The 17,293-nt window shown below is 57.6% G+C and carries 11 protein-coding genes; 10 read left to right on the forward strand and 1 reads right to left on the reverse strand.

Annotated features, from left to right (window positions below; translation table 11 throughout):
• Positions 1-155: 155 nt before the first annotated feature.
• Complete coding sequence (locus AAF555_02210; protein ID MEM6910372.1) at positions 156-2,123, reverse strand: hypothetical protein; 1,968 nt, start codon at positions 2,121-2,123, stop codon at positions 156-158.
• 482 nt (positions 2,124-2,605) lie between these two features.
• Here AAF555_02210 and AAF555_02215 point away from each other — a divergent pair, with 482 nt between their 5' ends.
• From AAF555_02215 to AAF555_02260, 10 genes are all read left to right on the forward strand, one after another.
• Entirely contained in the window at positions 2,606-5,767 is a 3,162-nt protein-coding gene (locus AAF555_02215; GenBank protein ID MEM6910373.1) for an Ig-like domain-containing protein, read from the forward strand.
• A 99-nt stretch (positions 5,768-5,866) separates the two neighbouring features.
• Positions 5,867-10,663, forward strand: coding sequence for an Ig-like domain-containing protein (locus tag AAF555_02220; GenBank protein ID MEM6910374.1), 4,797 nt, complete (start codon positions 5,867-5,869; stop codon positions 10,661-10,663).
• 105 nt (positions 10,664-10,768) lie between these two features.
• Positions 10,769-11,854: an ATPase, T2SS/T4P/T4SS family gene (locus AAF555_02225; GenBank protein MEM6910375.1), complete on the forward strand. Its 1,086-nt coding sequence runs from the start codon at positions 10,769-10,771 to the stop codon at positions 11,852-11,854.
• Between the two features lie 17 nt (positions 11,855-11,871).
• Entirely contained in the window at positions 11,872-12,747 is an 876-nt protein-coding gene (locus AAF555_02230) for a hypothetical protein (GenBank protein MEM6910376.1), read from the forward strand.
• 11 nt (positions 12,748-12,758) lie between these two features.
• Entirely contained in the window at positions 12,759-13,328 is a 570-nt protein-coding gene (locus tag AAF555_02235) for a hypothetical protein (GenBank protein ID MEM6910377.1), read from the forward strand.
• Positions 13,328-13,897, forward strand: coding sequence for a hypothetical protein (locus AAF555_02240; GenBank protein MEM6910378.1), 570 nt, complete (start codon positions 13,328-13,330; stop codon positions 13,895-13,897). The genes AAF555_02235 and AAF555_02240 overlap by 1 nt, the downstream gene beginning before the upstream one ends.
• On the forward strand, positions 13,894-14,547 hold the full coding sequence (locus tag AAF555_02245) for a hypothetical protein (GenBank protein ID MEM6910379.1): 654 nt from the start codon (positions 13,894-13,896) through the stop codon (positions 14,545-14,547). The genes AAF555_02240 and AAF555_02245 overlap by 4 nt, the downstream gene beginning before the upstream one ends.
• A 17-nt stretch (positions 14,548-14,564) precedes the next feature.
• On the forward strand, positions 14,565-15,545 hold the full coding sequence (locus AAF555_02250) for a prepilin-type N-terminal cleavage/methylation domain-containing protein (protein MEM6910380.1): 981 nt from the start codon (positions 14,565-14,567) through the stop codon (positions 15,543-15,545).
• Positions 15,542-16,882, forward strand: coding sequence for a hypothetical protein (locus AAF555_02255; GenBank protein ID MEM6910381.1), 1,341 nt, complete (start codon positions 15,542-15,544; stop codon positions 16,880-16,882). Before AAF555_02250 ends, AAF555_02255 begins: the two co-directional genes overlap by 4 nt.
• Positions 16,879-17,277: a prepilin-type N-terminal cleavage/methylation domain-containing protein gene (locus AAF555_02260; GenBank protein MEM6910382.1), complete on the forward strand. Its 399-nt coding sequence runs from the start codon at positions 16,879-16,881 to the stop codon at positions 17,275-17,277. Before AAF555_02255 ends, AAF555_02260 begins: the two co-directional genes overlap by 4 nt.
• Positions 17,278-17,293: the final 16 nt, after the last annotated feature.

The raw sequence follows: 17,293 nt of genomic DNA on the forward strand, positions 1-17,293 counted from the left end.
GCGGGGAAGGAAGAGCCGGAGTCTTTCGAGCCAGCCCTGCGTTGCTCCTCGGTTACGGTGCCTGCACCGCGCCCTCGTCGCGCCTTGGTCTGGCCCGAAATCCACTCGGCCATTCTACCAGCCAATTCTGCAGCTTGGTATGAGGGGCCCCCGGGTTAGTTTTTGGCGGCGTCCAGCCAGAAGAAGCGATTGTCCCGAGAGAGTTCGAGCGCGATGCTTTGGAGCTGGAGGAGATCTCGTTCCTCGGCTTTGAGGGCGGCGGCGGTGACCCGGTCGTGCCGGAAGCTGGCATCGCGCATTTCGTAGCGGACTTGGTCCAGCAGGTCATGGACGGTGCTCTGAATGAACTTCAGTTTGCGGGAGTCGTCTTCGTTCTGAATGCCCTCTTGCACCAGTTGGCCCAAGAGCTCGAGTTCGCGGGCGAAGAATTGGGCGGCCAGGCGGCGATTTTCGGGTGTGTTTTGGACACTGCCATCTGGATTCCAGCGGGGCTCCTGGACCGGCGGGGCGGGGTCGGTCTCGACGTATTGGGGGCGATCTGGCAGTCCGGCCGTGTCGTCCGAGAGCACGGTGGGAGTGAGGAAAATGAGGAGATTCTTGCGGCTGCGGGATTTGTCCTTGTTGCGGAAGGGGGCGCCCAAGATGGGAATCTTGCGCAGGCCGATGATGCCATTGTCCGATTCGGTGGTGGTGGCTTCGTCCAAGCCACCGATGGCCACCGTGTTGCCCGAGCCGACCTTGAGGGCGGCGGAGTAAATTCGGGAAGAGGCAATGGGGTAGGACTCTCCCCCGATGGTTTCGCTGCCGATGATGGAGGAAACCGTGATGGAGGTATTGAGGAGGACGGCTCCATCTACCATCTTTTTCGGCAGCACATTGATGATGGTTCCGATCGGCAGGTAGTCCACGGAGGCCACGTCGGTAGAAGCCCCGCCCGAGGAAGTGCTGGAGCTGCTGGAGAGGACCGGCTGATTGATGACGCTCCGGATGACGACCTCGCGGTTGTTCATGGTGACCACTCGTGGGTAGGAGACCGAGGTCACTTCGCTGTCGCGGGCCAGCAGATTGAGGCTAGCCTGGGCGGCGGCTGCGGAGAGGATGGCGGATTGAGGGGCTTGGAAGGAGGAGGCGATGTTGCCAATATTGAATTCCGGGGTGGAGAGCCCATCCACGTTCAGGCCGTAGCCTTCGCCAAACATTCCGGTCCAATCGACCCCGATTTGGCGGCGCGGGTCTTTGGTGGTTTCGAAGAATTTGACCTCGACTGCGATGAGCGGTTGCGGACGATCCACCGCTTCGAGATAGCCCTCGATCCACTGATGCTGAGCACGATTGGCCACCACGTAGATGGTATTGGCATCCGGATTGAAGATGACCTTGGCCCCGGGGGCGGTGCTGCTTTCCTCATCGCGCACGGCGATTTCGACCTGTTGCGGCAGGGTGGCCGCGGAAACGCCGTCGCCGACCCCAAATTCCGCACCGGTGTTGACAATGCTGGTGGTGGTTTCGATGTCGAGCAGCTCTTTGATGTCGTCGAGGATTTTACTGGGCTCGGTCTCGAAAATTCGGCTGGCACCTCCCAGGCTGAGCCCGCCGGTGCCGCCGCCTGAAGATCCCGTGCCGCCGGTGGTGGTGCCCGCGCTCTGGACCCCGCCCCCTCCGGATTCGGATTGGTTGATGACCTCCTGGGGATTGAATTTGATCTGGTAAGTGCGCGCGATCAGCTCGTTGTCGCTCGATGGACGGAGATACCAGATGCTATCACTGTAAATCAAGGCCACGCCGTTGGCCCGGGCCAGGGTTTCCAAGGCAATGAAGGGCGGCGCCTTGACAGTGAAGGTCACGATCCGATCCGACTCTTCGGACTCCTCGGGGAGCGAGAAGAAGGAAATTCCCGCATCCTTCGCCATGAGACGGAAGATATCGCCGAGGCGGCCTTGCGAGAAATCGTAGGCCACGGGTGGGGCTTGGCGAAGGGGCTCGGCGGCCCGCTCGTAACTGGGCGAGCTGGGAATGGCGACTCGACCGAGGACTTCGCTCTCAATGAACTCGTTCCCGAGAGAGGCCGGCGCCTGAGCAAAGGACCCATTTCCCAGCAAGAGGAAGCTCACCAAACCTACCATCAAGCCTCTCAGGGGCCATGGTGAACTTTGCAAAGTGGTAGGTAGACAGTTCATCGGAAAGAACAAAACCCGGACCTAAATGGTAAGCGGTTCAGGGTATTTGAGTCAAATTTATAATTATAAATATTATAAGACAGGCTCCCTTTATTTAAAATGATGCGGGCAAGATTCTTCTTTATTGACTGTTTATCATAAAAAAAGGTCAGACGTAAAGAACTTTTTAGATAATTTAATCATAATTGCGTCTCGGGTTCAAGATTCCGTTATCTTGAAGGCCAATCAGGCGTGCTGGATCGGACGGGAGGGAGCGGGATCGATTCATTTCCTGGATTATAATTACCATAATTTTAATGTTGAGTATTTGACTCGGCATGGAATAATGGGCACTCCTCTCATCTCTCCCCATGAAATCGTCGTCTGTTGACTCAAGGGCACCTGTCCATGGCGGGTATAGTTTTAGCGAAGTAATTCTTTCAGTGGCCGTGGTAGCGGTCATCGCGGGAATCGGTCTCCTGCTGGCTCTCAACGCCAAGGGGACGACCGAAGAGGCTCGTTTGGCCTCGCAAATGCATTCTCTTAACTCCGCCATCCAAATTTATCTGGCCTCTGGCGGGGATCTTTCGGGAGTTTCTGACCCAGCCGTGGTGCTGACGAAACTCAAGTCCCGAGCCACCGCGGAACAGGCGGAGCAGTTGGTGGGCTTGCGGGATGCGGTGGTCGATCCTCGACTGAAATTTGTCATGATGTCCGCCAGTGAGGAAGCGGGCGGCGGGGAGCGAGTTCTGTGGAATGCTGCGAACCAGCGATTTGAAATCGCCACCAGTGGCGCGGGTGGGATCAAGCAGTTGGTTCTGGATTCCAATATTGGTTTGGACACGCAATCGACGGAAAATCGCAAGATGCCTGTCCGCATGGCCAAGGTGGACAGCTGGGTCTGGGATTACACCGAGGTGCCGATCGCTGGGTGGGGCACTCCCGGGAGCGAGTCGACCGCCCCGGGCAATGCGCCTCCCGGGACCACTGGCGCAGGAGGCGACGGGGGGAGTTTAGCGGGAGGACCTTTGCCCGGCGGTGGCCCAGGGGGAAGCACTCCTGGAGGCGACCCGGATGGCCCAGGCGCAAGCGGCTCGGGCGTCAAGATTTTGCAAGCCCCCCACTTTTCGGTCCAGACGGGGAACTATGCCTCGGAGTCTTATCCGCTGGAGGTGGCTCTGACCGATCCCAATGGAGAAGGGCTGGCTGAGATCCACTATTCCTTGAATGACAGCCCTTGGACGCTCTATGAGGGGCCACTCGGTGTGTCAGCCAATTCGCGTTTGAGTGCCTATTGCAAATCGATCGATGAGGGCCACTCGGATAGCATCTCGGTCACGGAGTATTATGAGGCCTGGGACCATCGCTTCTCGGGGATCGTGACAGCGCAGTTCGGGTGTGCCGAGGGCGGCCCGACCATGACGGTCGGCTATTCGGATGGCGAGACGGGAAGCGCTTTTGAATTTGGAATGCCAGCCGAGGGCTTCTCCACCGGCAGCCTGCTGAATTTCCGAGGGCAGGGGTTCAATGATATCCGCCCCGGGCAGATTTTCCGCTTGGGGACCTTGGATTATTTCAATGGCACCATTTGGTCTGGGACCGAGGCGGAGCGGGTTCTGTTGGAGCTTCGTTTGCGTCTGACCAATCCCGTTTCGGAGACGGGATTTCGCTATGCCTTTGAACTGGTTAGCACCGTCAATCAGGGAAACAGCGCGGATGAGGATGCGGACTTCGTCTACATCCCGCGGCTTTCCACCCCGTTTTCAACTACGCTCAACGGGGTCACCTACTTCCTCGAGTTGCAGTTTGGCTACCAAGGGGAGGACGGATTTTCCAGTATCGACACCTTTCACGTCCACGAGGGCTCCGGCGCTCAAGGCATGGTTTACGGGAAGTTCACGACGGCCCCGTCCGACCACTCAGGCCTGCAAGAAGAAGACAGCTTGGTGTGCGCCGAGCTGGGGGACGCCGTGGAAGAAGAGCCTTCGGACCAAGAAGAGCAGCCAGAGCAGGCTGCAAGCGGTCATCCTTGCCGAGAAAGCCAGCACCCGGCGGACTGGCCCGCCTACCAAGATCTGGATCTGATTTGGGAGACGCATGTCAATGGCCAGGGCTCTACCAAGTGGAGAGTCGACAATCCCAATAACGTGCCCTTGGATTCCAACCCCGATTCGAAGGTTCGATACAATTGGTATTCTTACTCTGACTACCACGCCACTGGCACCGTGGTGCAGTCGGCCAGCGCTTGGGACAACCAGGATCCGAACCCGCTCGACACCGCCTATGCCAAAAGCATGAAGCTGGAGTGGTATTTGGTGGTGGATGGCAACACCTCGCCCATTCTGGGCTGTGTCATTGCCAATGCCGATGGCGTGCCCTTGGAATCTGACCTTCCCTCTCAGCATGAGCTTTCCTTTCTCAGCCCGGCAGAGGGAGATGAATTCGCTGAGGGCGTGGATCTCTTGGTCGAGGTCTTGGCGGAAGATAGCGATGGCGTGGCCCGGGTGGATTTCTTTTTGAACGACGAATTTGTCCGGAGCGAAGAAAACGCCCCTTATGTATGGAACTCTGCCGATGAGGCCCTGCGGGACTTGCAAGCGGGCGAGTATCTCCTGACAGCCGAAGTGTGGGATGCTCTCGGGAACACCGGAGAAAAGGAGATTCGCGTCTCGGTGCTGGAGGACACCACGAGTGATACGGAGCTGTCCTTTCTCACTCCTTTGGACGGGGAGAAGTTCGCCCACCAATCCGACCTCAGCGTCGAAGTGGCCGCCTCGGATCCGGAGGGGATCGCGAGGGTCAGTCTCTACCTCAACGAGAATTTCATTCGGACGGAGCACTACGCACCCTATGATTGGAGCAGCACGGAGGACAGTGTGCTGCAAAATCTCTCAGGAGGCCCGCATGTCTTTCGGGCCGAGGCGGAGGATGGCGAGGGCAATGTGACTTCCACGGAGATCGTGGTCACGATCTTTGAGCCAGAAGGAGAGGTGCCAGCGGTCATCTTCGCCTTGCCAAGCACCGGCGAGCTTTTTCAAGAAGGCGAGACCCTCGAGGTGGAGGTCAGCGCCAGCGACGACGATGGCATCGCCTCGGTGCAGCTTTATCTGAACGATGCCTTAGTCAGGCAGGAGGTGGCAGCTCCCTACGAGTGGGGAGCGGATGATCTGGCGCTCGAGGATCTGGCAGCGGGCGAGTATGTCTTGCGGGCGGTGGCGACCGATAGCGAGGGTGAGACCAGCTCGGCGGAAATCGTGGTCTCCGTCGAAGAAGCGACAACTGGAGGGAGTTACGATGGCTATGCCTACCAGGATCTGGAAGTGGAATGGGTCCGCCATCACGGCCAAGGCAGCTCGCAATGGAGGATCATCAACCCAAATTCTAGCCCTCTGCAATCCAATCCAGAGGTCAAACTCCGCTACAACTGGAAGGTCTATCGCTTCCCCCATCTCAATGGCAGGGTGCGCCAGTCAGGGAATGGCTGGGACAATCCCAACCCCAATCCGCTGAACAGCTCCTACGGCCGCAGCATTCGGGTCGAGTGGTATCTCGTGATCGATGGAGAAGCGACGGAGATTCTTGGCGAGACCACTGCCCGGGACGAGCCCTGAGGCTTCGCGAACAATTTATTTATTGTAATTATGGTAATTATCATTCATAATTGCGAGAAGGAGGCTTAGTTTTCTCGCCATCTCACCACCCAGTCTGCCATGCAAACGGCTCAATCTCACCCACCACGCCCTCTCAAAGCGGCCGGCTTCACTCTGTCTGAGCTGCTCGCTTCTGTGGTCATCGTTGCCATTCTTGTCGGCATTGCCTTCTTTCTAGCGAGCGATGCCAAAGGAAAATCCGAGGACGCCAAATTGGATTCTCAGGTCAACGCGCTCAACTCGGCAGTTCAAGTGTATTTGGCCTCAGGGGGGCAGCTGAACGGCGTTTCCGACCCGGTCGAGGTCCTCGACAAGCTGAAGAGCACCGCCACTGATTCTCAAAAAGCTCGTATCGCCGGCCTCAGGGAGTCGGTCGTCGATCCTCGCCTGGTTTTCGTGATGTTGGGCGGGGACGCAGTCGATTCTGACCAGAAGCGGATGGTGTGGGACGCCACCAAGCAGCGATTTGAGGTTGCCACCTCGGGAGCCAATGCGGTGAGAGAAATCCGGCTGGATCCTGATGCCGCGCTCAACGGAGTCGCTCAGGAGAATCGAAAAGTGCCCATGGAGTTGGCAGCAAGTGACTCTTGGGTTTGGGACTACACGGATACGACCTCCAACGGAGGCGAGACCCCCGGCGATAACAACACGGCCCCTGGGAATGTTCCTCCTGGGACCGATTCGGGGAGTGGGGGCTCGGGCGGCGGTTCCAATCCGAACGGCGGCGGACCTGGCGGACCCGGCGGAAGCGGGGGTGGCGACAATCCGGGCGATGGCAGTGGAGGCAAGAGTGACCTCTTGCCTCCGGTCTTTTCCCAAACGACCGGCCAATACCCTTCCGAAGTCTTTCCCCTGGAGTTGGTTCTCACCAATTCCAATCCCACGGGCAGCAGCCGAATTTTGTACTCGATCAATAGTGGCGCGTGGGAAGAATACACTTCCAAGCTGTCCATCGATGCCAATTCACGCGTGAGCGCCTATGCCGAAGCGATCGACACGGGCAACTACACCGACAGCTACATCGTCTCTGAATTTTTCGAGGGTTGGGACCACCGTTTTTCAGGTAAAGCCAATGGTCGTTTCCGATGTGAGCTGGGCGGGCCCAACATGACGACCAATCACTTCGAAGAAAAGGAGATTGCTCACTTCGACTTTGGGGTCCCGGCCACGGGCTATGAAACCCCGAGCACCCTTCAGTTCAGCGGAACGCCTTTCAATGATGTCCGCCCAGGCCAGATTTTCCGCTTTGGCACGCTCGATTTCTACAACGGAACGATCTGGTCCGGGACGGGAGCGGAAAGCGTGGTCTTGTCGATGGACCTCGCGCTGACCAATCCAGTCGATTCAGAAAGTTTCCGGTATTCCTTCAGCCTTTTGTCGACCGTGAACCAGGGCATCGATCCCGACGCCGATGCGGACTATGTGTATCTTCCCAATCTCTCGACTCCTTTTTCCACGACCTTAGATGGGGTGAAGTATTATCTCGTTTTGCGTCTGGGCTACGAGGGCGAGGATGGATTTGCCACCTTGAGTAGCTTCCACGTGCATGAAAACGAGAAAGCCCAAGGGGGAGTGTATGCCTACTTCACTGCGGTGGAGCCAGAAGGCTTTGGGGAGACTTATGAAGAAGTGCAGTGTCCCGAATTAGACGCGGAAGACCAGGAAGAGGAGGCGGTGGAAGAAGAGGAAAACTCAGGCGTTTGCGGCGAGAGCGTCCATCCCTCAGACAAGCCCGCCTATCAGGACCTCTCGGTGACCTGGCAGTCCCATGTGAACGGCCAAGGCAGCACCAAGTGGCATATTGATAATCCTAACAGTGTTCCGCTGACGTCGAATCCTGAATCCAAGGTTCGTTATCACTGGCAGGTCTATGACAACTACAATGGGACCGGCAATATTCTCCAGTCAGCCGTGGGATGGGACAATGGCAATCCCAATCCGGTGAATACGGTTTATTCCAAAAGCATGAAGATCGAATGGTATCTGGTGGTGGATGGCGAATCGACCGAGATCCTGGGATGCGACGTGGCGAATGCCGATGAGATCCCGGAAGAAGATCCGGATGAATTTGAGAGCGACTATGTTCATTCCATTCCAGGGATCATTGAGGCGGAGGAATATCGCCTCGGAGGCGCCGGAGTGGCCTATGAAGATAGCAGCCTAGGCAACAACGGCGGAGCCTTTCGCCAAGACGATGTCGATATTCGGACCTCTCCCAATGGGGGTTACCTGGTGGGCTGGATTTCCGGCGGAGAGTGGATGGAATATCGGGCCAATGTGACGCCGGGGGTCTATAATGTGGAGGTCGTGATGTCGAGTGGCTATGGGAGCCCAGGCTCCTTGGCCATCAGCATCGACGACCGGGCCCTCGGGAGTGTCAACTCTGGCAATACCGGAGGCTACAACAACTTCGTGACCAAGACTCTCGAAGGAGTGGAAATCGATGAAAGTGGCGCCTGCCTCATTCGTTTCATGGCCACCGGCGATGGCGCCTTTGACGTGGACTCGGTGAGGTTCTTGGAACAGCCTGACAGCCCTACCTCGCTCGCCTTTGTCACGCCGAGTGGGGGAGAGATGCTCGACTATGGCACGGACCTGGAGGTGGAGGTGAGTGCGACCGATGACGATGGCATCAGTTCGGTGCATCTCTATATTAACGGGAACTTCGTCCGCTACGAGGCGACCGCACCCTACACTTGGGGATCAGGAGATGCCGAGCTTCAGAACCTCACTGAAGGAACCTACACCTTGACCGCCATCGCCGTGGATTTGAACGACAACTCGACCACCGAAGAGATTCAGTTCACCGTCGATCAGAATCGAATTGGCAACCTGAGCGTGTCCTTCGAGAGCCCCTCGAACGGTGACACCTTCGAGTTCGAGTCGGACCTCAATGTGACGGTAGCAGCTGAGGATCCCGATGGGGTGAGCGAAGTGCAACTCTACCTGAACGGCAATTTCATCGCTACCGACACGACTTTCCCCTACAGCTGGGACGCCCAATCCCATCCGGCTCTTCAGGGTCTGGCTGAGGGCAGCTACACCCTCACCGCTTTGGCCGAGGACGATTATGGTGATAGCGCCAGCACGGAAATCACGGTCAATGTGGATGAGGATCGCTCGGCCAACATGTGGATGTCCTTCGAGTCTCCCGGGGATGGCGATGTGCTGGAACACGGGGCCGATCTCAACGTGGAAGTTCTCGTGACGGACCCGGATGGAGTCGATCATGTCAGCCTGTATCTCAATGACGAGTTCGTGCGCACCGAAAACAATGCTCCCTACACTTGGGATGATTCTGCCGTCCAGGACTTGCAGGAAGGGACCTACACACTGCGAGCCGTGGCGACCGATAGCTATGGCTACGCAGACGAGACGAGCATTGTCATCACGATCTCTCCAGACTACACCAACAATACCACGTTGTCCTTCGTGAGCCCGGCGGACGGAGATTCCTTTGATTACCAGTCCGACCTGGAGGTCGAGGTGGCGGCAAGCGATCCACAGGGGATCGAAAACGTGAAACTCTACCTCAACGAGAATTTCGTCCGCCAAGAATCCAATGCCCCTTACGACTGGGGCTCCGGGGACAATCTGCTCCAGAATCTTGGGGCGGGGGAGTATACCCTGAAAGCCGTTTCTCAAGACGGTTACGGCGACATTCAGGAAACCAGCATTGTCATCACGATTGAGGAGGAAGAGGGTTCCGACTTCTTGGTTTCCTTCAACACCCCGGCCGATGGGGATCAGATTGAGGAGGGCAGTGACCTCGATGTGGACGTGGCCGCCAGTGCTCCCGCCGGGATTGATTATGTCCAGCTCTACGTGAATGGGAACTTCATTCGCCAAGAGAACGTGGCGCCCTATGAGTGGTATCCTGGCAACGATTCCATCTTTGACGAGATGGAGCCGGGTAGCTACACCTTGACGGCCATCGCTACCGACGAAAATGGAGCGACGGCCTCCGCCGAGATCACCATCACGGTGCAGCAAGAGAGCCTGGCCTACAGCGAACACGTCATTCCCGGCCTCATCCAAGCCGAAGAGTATGACCTCGGCGGACCGGGAGTGGGCTATTATGACACAGATTCCACCAACCACGGGGGAGCCTTCCGGAACGACGGCGTCGATATCATCAGCAATTCAGATTCCCAGCATGGGGGCAATGGGATCGGATGGGTCGACGGCGGCGAGTGGCTACGCTACACCGTGGAGGTGGCCGAGGCAGGCACCTATGAGATCGAGCTGCGAACCGCTTCGGATTGGGGCAGCCTGGGTGCCATCACCGCGGAATTAGGGGGTGAAACCATCGCGACCTTCCAGCCGGGCTACACGGGCGGATGGAACTCCTGGACGACGCTCACTTCCAATGAGGTGGAAATCGACACCACCGGTCAGACCACTCTCTTCATTCGCATCGGGGGAGACTATAGCGCAGACATCAACTGGATCCGATTCAGCAAGATCGAGCCCGAGGAACCCGAATCGGACGAAAACACCTACCAAGGCTATGCCTACCAAGACCTGATGGTGGAGTGGGTCCAGCACCACGGGCAGGGCGCCAGCGAATGGCGGATCACCAATCCGAATTCGGTCCCGATTGCCAGCAATCCCGAGGTCAAACTCCGCTACAACTGGTATGCTTACACACGACCCGACCTGAAGGGCCAGCTCAAGCAGAGTGCCTCGGGTTGGGACAACGGCAACCCCAACCCGGTCAACACTACCTTCGCCAAGTCGATGTTGGTAGAGTGGTATCTGGTCGTGAACGGAGAGGCTTCCCCCATCCTGGGAGCCATGGTGGCAAACCATGACGGAAATTCCTACTACACCGTCGGGGGCGATTCGGGAGACTGAGGCGGAAAGAGGGCTTTTCTCCGGGTATTTTGGAAAAATTTAATAATACTTGAAATTTCCATAAAAAAACGGCAGAATTAGAGGAGACGACTCCTCTGATCTGCTATGGTCCGCGAAATCACAGAACAAGATCCCCTCGGTTACCGAATCGCTCAGCTGTCCCAAAACGGCTCGATCAGTGATTTCTACGTGACGCCGAATTTTCCCCTCAGCTTCAAGCTCAACGGGAAGCTCTATTATGACGAGTTTCTCTGGCAGGTGCATCCGGACACACCGCTCGAGAATGGCCAAGAGGACTATGCCATTGTCCTCAACCAGCGTCGTTATCGGGTCAGCCGCATGACGACCCAAGGTCGCCAGCGCTGGGTCTTGCGTCTGTTGCCCGCGGGCATCCCGGATCCGGAGGACATCGGGCTCCCCCGGGCTGCTTTGAAGGCTTATCTGGAAGCGAAGAATGGACTTTTTCTGGTCTGCGGGGCCACCGGTTCGGGGAAGTCGACCACCATTGCCTCCATGGTGAAGCATCGTTCGGAGCGCCGTCAGGAGCACGTCATCACCTTCGAGGACCCGATTGAGTATGTCTATCCTGAGGACACCCCGTCGCTCGTGTCGCAGCGCGAAATTGGGACAGATGCCATGGATTTCGCGGCCTCGCTCAAAGGCTCTCTTCGTCAGGCGCCCGATGTCATCATCGTGGGGGAAATTCGGGATGGGGAAACGGCGGAGATTGCGCTGCAAGCCTCGGAGACGGGGCACGTCGTGATCGCCACCCTCCACACCTCCAGCGCCGCCCAGACGGTGCAGCGATTTTTGAAGCTCATTCCTTCAGAGCGAGTGGAGGCCGCCCAATCGACCTTCGCCGACACCCTCCGGATGATTATGTGCCAGCGTCTGATGTTGGACGAGCAGAAGGGTCGGCGCTTCGGCATTCACGAGGTGCTCCTTCAGTATGACTCGGTCGCGAACATCATCCGCCGCGGCGAATTCAAAAAGATCGACCAAGAGCTCGAAACGGGTTGGAAGAAAGGAATGTGCAATTTCGATCGCAGCATTCAGAACCGGGTCGAGGAGGGCTGGTGCCCTTCCCTGAGTGCCACTCGCACGAGCGGCTTTGGAGAGCAAGAGGTCGAGGAATTTCTGGCCAAAGAAGAAGAAAACCACGCCGCCCAGCTGGCAGTCGCCAGCCAATAACCCTTTTTTCTTAAGTCATGAGCCTTCCCATCAAAGACATTCTCACCTTCGCCGCTTTCCGGCCCGAACCGCTCGACCGTGGCGCCACCTGGGCTTCCCGTTTTCCCAAGCACAATTCGGTTTTGGTGAATCTGAACAAGTCCTCTGTCAATTGGCGGATCCGCCAGAAGAACGGAAACATTCTCGATGGAGGCACGGTGGAAGGCGATCTGGCCGAAGCCATCGCGACCGCCGGGGACGAGTGGAAGGATGCCACCCAGGGGGGCGTCATTGGGCTCTCGATTAACAATCGCTTCATGATTGCCCTGGAGACCAATCTTTCCCGCAAGCAGGGGTATCGCGAATTCCTTCGCACCAATCCCAAATCCGTCTTGGGAAGCAAGTATGAGCGTGGAAAGCGATATGCCATTGAGCACCACCCCGAATTGAACTCCAGCCTGCTTTTGGCAGTGGACGAGGGCTTGGTCAAAGACATGGAAGAGCAGCTTCACAAGGCGGACTTGAAAGCCGGGCGGATCTCTTGCGGACTCTTTCGAATGCTTTCGGAATCGGCCCTCGAAGTGACCGATTCCGGAGCGGGTGGGAAAGGAGCCGCTGCCAATTCTCTTTTGGTAGTGTGTTACCAAGGTTCGGCCTGCGTCCTAAAAATGCAGGGCGGCACCTGGGAAGAACTTCGCTCCCGCTCTGGCATCTACGAAGACGGCGATTCGGAGCCGGTCGTCTCTCTGGTGGAGCCCATGATCGACGCGAGTGCCTCCACGGTCGATGTCATGATCTACTCTGACTTTCCCCAGCAACTGGTGGGGGACCAGCTGCAACAAACCCGGCCGAACGCCCGAGTGCGCGAGGCCTCGGCCGATGGCCTTTTCTGGGATTTGATCGGGAACCACTGAACCCAGCCACCATGGAAAACACCAACAAACGAAATCGAGAAGTCTGCCACGATCTCAAAACGGAGAGCGAGGCCGTGGCCGCGCCGCTGCCGGCTGCTCTCAAGCTGGTTCCGATCTTTTTCTACCTTGCTGCCTTGGCCGGAACTGGCTTGAGCGCCAAGTTTCTCCTGCAACTGCAAGGCGTCCGCTCGGAGCAGCAGCAGTTCGAGTTGGGCACAGCCTCAGCCCAAAGAGAGACCACCAAGCTCCAGGGAATTTTCGAAGCGGTCGAACAAGAGGCTGAGCTGGCTCGGGAAGTGGCTGAATGGATCAGTGGAACAGAAAATCTCCAGCCGCTCGTGTTGCTCATTTCACGCAGCATCGAAGATGAGAACTCCGTCTCCCAACTGAACTTGGAGCGGAGTGCCGAGAACCCTGCCCAGATCAATCTCAACCTCGCGCTCGATGGGCAAGAGAGCCAACGGCAGTTGGAAATCACCATCTCCCGACTCTCCGAAATCGAATACCGGCCTTATTCGGCTGAGCGTTCGCTGGGCTACGGGTCGGTCGATTACAAAGCCACTCTCATTAAACAAAACTGATGAACCCGAAATTTTCAGGACTGATTTTGGTAGGGCTGCTAGCGGCTGTCATTGCTTATGTGGTGATGGAGATCCAGGACCACTACACCGTAGCGAAGCAAGAGGCGGCCGATGCCAAAAATGAATTGGAGCTGGCCCAAAATGCCAAGTTGATCGCGGCCAAAGGTTTGACCAATCTCGAGAAAAGCACCGATAGCTTACGCGAGTATCTCAAGCGCTGGCGAGTCTACTTCGAAGAAGGGGTTTCCGAGCAGGAAGCCGAACAGCTGATTACGGATAAGGTCAGGCAAAGCGGGGTCGTCGTGCTCAGTCAAAGTTCGCGCGAACTCACGAACAAAGAAGGGCTCGCCATCCCCCGCCATATGCGGTTTTCGCTTATTCTGGAGGACGATTACGTCAAAACCCTCAACTGGATCGGATCGCTCGAACAAGAGTTCCCGACCGCACGGGTCAACCGCTGTCAGATCTCCAAGGGCCAACAAGGAAATGATATCAAGGTCATCCTCGAATTGGATCTCCCGATCATTGACGAGGAACAATTCAACGCCGGAGGCACTTCCATCACATGAGCACGACTCACCACGCCATTCCTTCGCTGGCCTTGGTGGCCGGGATCCTTCATCTCGGTCTTCTCTCAGCGCTTTCGGAAAGCTCCGAAGGGGCCTCCCAGGTTTCCAATGCTTCTCTCCGAGGAATCGGGATGCTCCCCGAGGACAAGAAGATGGAGCAGGTGGATGGCAGTTCCCGGAACGTCTTCGGCATGCGCAACAACGATAGCGAACGGCCCACCGCCCAAAGCCAATTTGCCAACAGCGAAGAACAGCAAGTGATGGAGCTCTTGGGGCGACTCCCCATCACGGGCAAATCGGAAGGCCCGAGCGGGAAACGTCTTCTGATGGGGGACATCATCTTGGAGGAAGGTTCGCTCGTGCCGCAGCTTCTGCCTGAGCAGACCAAGCAACTGCGGGTGTCCGCCATTGGGGGTGACCGAGTCGACTTGGAATGGGTCCGGGATGATGGCAAACGAACCACGGGCTTTGCCTTGGCCTATGATTTGGGGCCTCGGGTCAATATTCTTTTGAAAGGACGGCTGGATGAAGAGGGCAAGCGGGCCAGCGACGTCATGGGCACGCTGGACGAGGAGCAGATCCAGCAGCAACGCACTGAGCCTGGCAGCCAAATTACCAATGTGGATGGGCTGCCGCGTTCAATCCGCTAGGAGGTCGTCTCGTCGCCATGGTGAAATCGTGTCCCCAAGCCACTTGGCAAGCGCCGCGATCCGTCGGGGGATTCACCTTGGTGGAGCTTTTGGTGGCGCTGGTGACAGCGGCCGCCTTTTTCACGGCCGCGGCTCTCATCTTCCAAAGTGTCTCCCAGGGCCAGCATCGCTTGACCTCCTTTGGTGAAATCACGATCGGCCAGGTCTTTGAGACGAATTTTTACGGGAATGAGACCGCGGATGGGGTCATCAATGCCTACTGGGCGCCCAATTATGGTCGCTCGGCTTTGGTAGAGCAGTTGCGCGATCAGCTGCACCTCGACCTCCAGAGTGCCAGTGGGGTCTACGGACTGACTCGCAGCGGGGTCAATTCTCTTCGGCCCCAAAGTGTTTCGCTTGGCTCGGTCCTTTCGCCTGCCCAAATCGCCACTCCCAATGCCTTTCGTGATCTCTTGGCCATCGACGACTCTTCGGCCTACACCATATTCGGCACCTTTGACGGTTTCCCAGGCACCAAAAACCAACAGGGCGAAAACCAGAATGCCACCTTCTTTCTCACCACCCCGGGCGATTCGATGGGGGCCGTGGATCTCTTGGCCGTCTATGAGATTGATCTGGTGGAAGCGGCCACCCCGGTGGGCCTCTACGCCAGTGTCCGGCGGTATGCCTACGATGATGCGGATGTGGAGCAACTGACTCACTACTACGACATCTTTTATGAGGGAGCCACTCGGGACGACATGGGTCCGATCTTTGTGCACATCGAAAACGAGAATCGCGACAATGGCCTGGCCGCCGAAGAGACCAATCGCTTCCGCCAAGCCAAGGGGGCTTCTTACTACATCATCTGGTTTCCCGATCCGGTCATTCCGGTGACCGACGTGATTGTCCCCAGCACCTCCAGCAATGACCCCAACAGCAGCTATGCGGCCCAGGGAGTGCGGACCGCACACATGCAGGTGGTGCCCATGTTCCCCATGCTGACCCCCGCGCTATGAAGTTCCGCCGTTCCAGAAATCGATCAGAAGAGGGGGGCGTCTTGGTCTTCTCTCTTCTGGTGATGTTGGTCTCCAGCTTTGGGATGCTGGCCTTCGTGACCTTGGTGCAAGCGCGTGGGCAGGCTGTCAACGCCATGGAAGAAGCCATCCAAAGGCGGACCGCCCAAGCGAACGCCAAAGTGCTCGCTACCGAATATATCAATCGCTTGGTCCTGCCGGAAAATGGAGCGGCCGATGCGACCTTGAGTTTCAATAGCAGCTGGGGCACCGCCACCATCACCAATGCCAATAGTTCTCCGCATGGCATTACCGGAGGTCTCAGCAATCAGCATGAGGTTTCTCCGGCTTTTGGGAGCGGCTATGCCGCCACCTCTGACATCACGGTCAATGATGGGATTTCCGATCAGTCCTACAATCTCCTCTTGGCTTCCCGGGCCGGACAAGGAACCGGAGAACTCTTCCACCTGCATCGCTCGCAAGCGTATCCGAACTCGCTCGCGACCGTGGATGGGCTTTTCCGGGTCTATGGCGGCGTCCGCTCTTGGTATGCCGCGAGTGCCGGGGCGGTCAGCTTGCAGGCCCAATGGTATTGGTCTCCGGAAGGCTTTCTACCGGGGATGGCCAATCTGAGTGGGGTCCAGATGATTCCGAGCAACTTCACGAATGTCTCGATGACCAAAGGCCTAACCGCCGTCAATCGAGGCTATGACGGGACGCTCAATGTGGTGCGCAACAATGTGGCCGTGGAAAACTCCCTCGAGCAAATGGCCTCCTCCTTCGGGGCCCCGGACTACGTCAACGGTGGCAGCGTGGACAATACCGGCGCGGTTACCAGCGATGGGGCGGGCACCGTGGAAGTGAGATTGCAAGCGGGCGACCAACTCAGTCACGTGCTCATCGAGGGAAACACCAGCACGCTTGTCCTCCGGGGACAGACTAATTCCTCGCACCTTGGCAATGAGGACGCCATGCCCCCGCTCTATATTGTGGGCTGGGACAACCAGACGGGAAATCGCCTCACGCGCATCGAGTTGGAGGGCCAAAATGTCCGCCCTCTCATCCTGGCCTACAAGCGATGGGATCGCGGGAATGTGGTGGTGGACGCCCCGCAGGAGACCTGGCGTGGCTATGGCTATTTTGAAAACTGCCAGTTGGACTTCGCTGTCTCTGGCAATGGCATCTTCCTGTGGAAAGGCGGCCTGCATACCGACTCGGACGTGGATGTGACGGGCGGGATCGTCGAAGTTGTCCCGGAGGACAACCCCACGAAAGCGGCCGCCGCTCAACCTTTGCTCCCCCGGTATGCCTGGGCCGAACTCATCCTCGATTCGCCATGAAAAGGATCGCGCAGAGAAACCGGGGCCGTAGGGGCTACACCATCATTGAGATCCTGATCGCTTCGGCTGTCTTGTCGCTGGGGGCGGCGGCCGCGGCCTCCCTCGCCATGACCTCGACGCGCCAAGAGGATATGAATTGGCGGATTGCCCTCTCCCTAAACTGGCATGAGAGCGCGGCCACCCTCTACCGGCTGGGCCACAGCCCGAGTGAGATTCTCGACATCCTGCCGCCCAATCCCGATGTGCAGACCCACACCATTACGGAAAGTGCCACCACCATCGGCGCGCTCGGCAGCCTGCCAGTCGCCACTTCCCAGCTCGTTTTTCGTTCGGATCCGAATCTGGCCGAAGATCGCACCCATCAGATCCTGACCGTCCGTCTCACGAACGAATAAGCTTCACCTGCTCCGC

The organism is Verrucomicrobiota bacterium (genome assembly GCA_039027815.1).
GTDB lineage: Bacteria > Verrucomicrobiota > Verrucomicrobiia > Verrucomicrobiales > JBCCJK01 > JBCCJK01.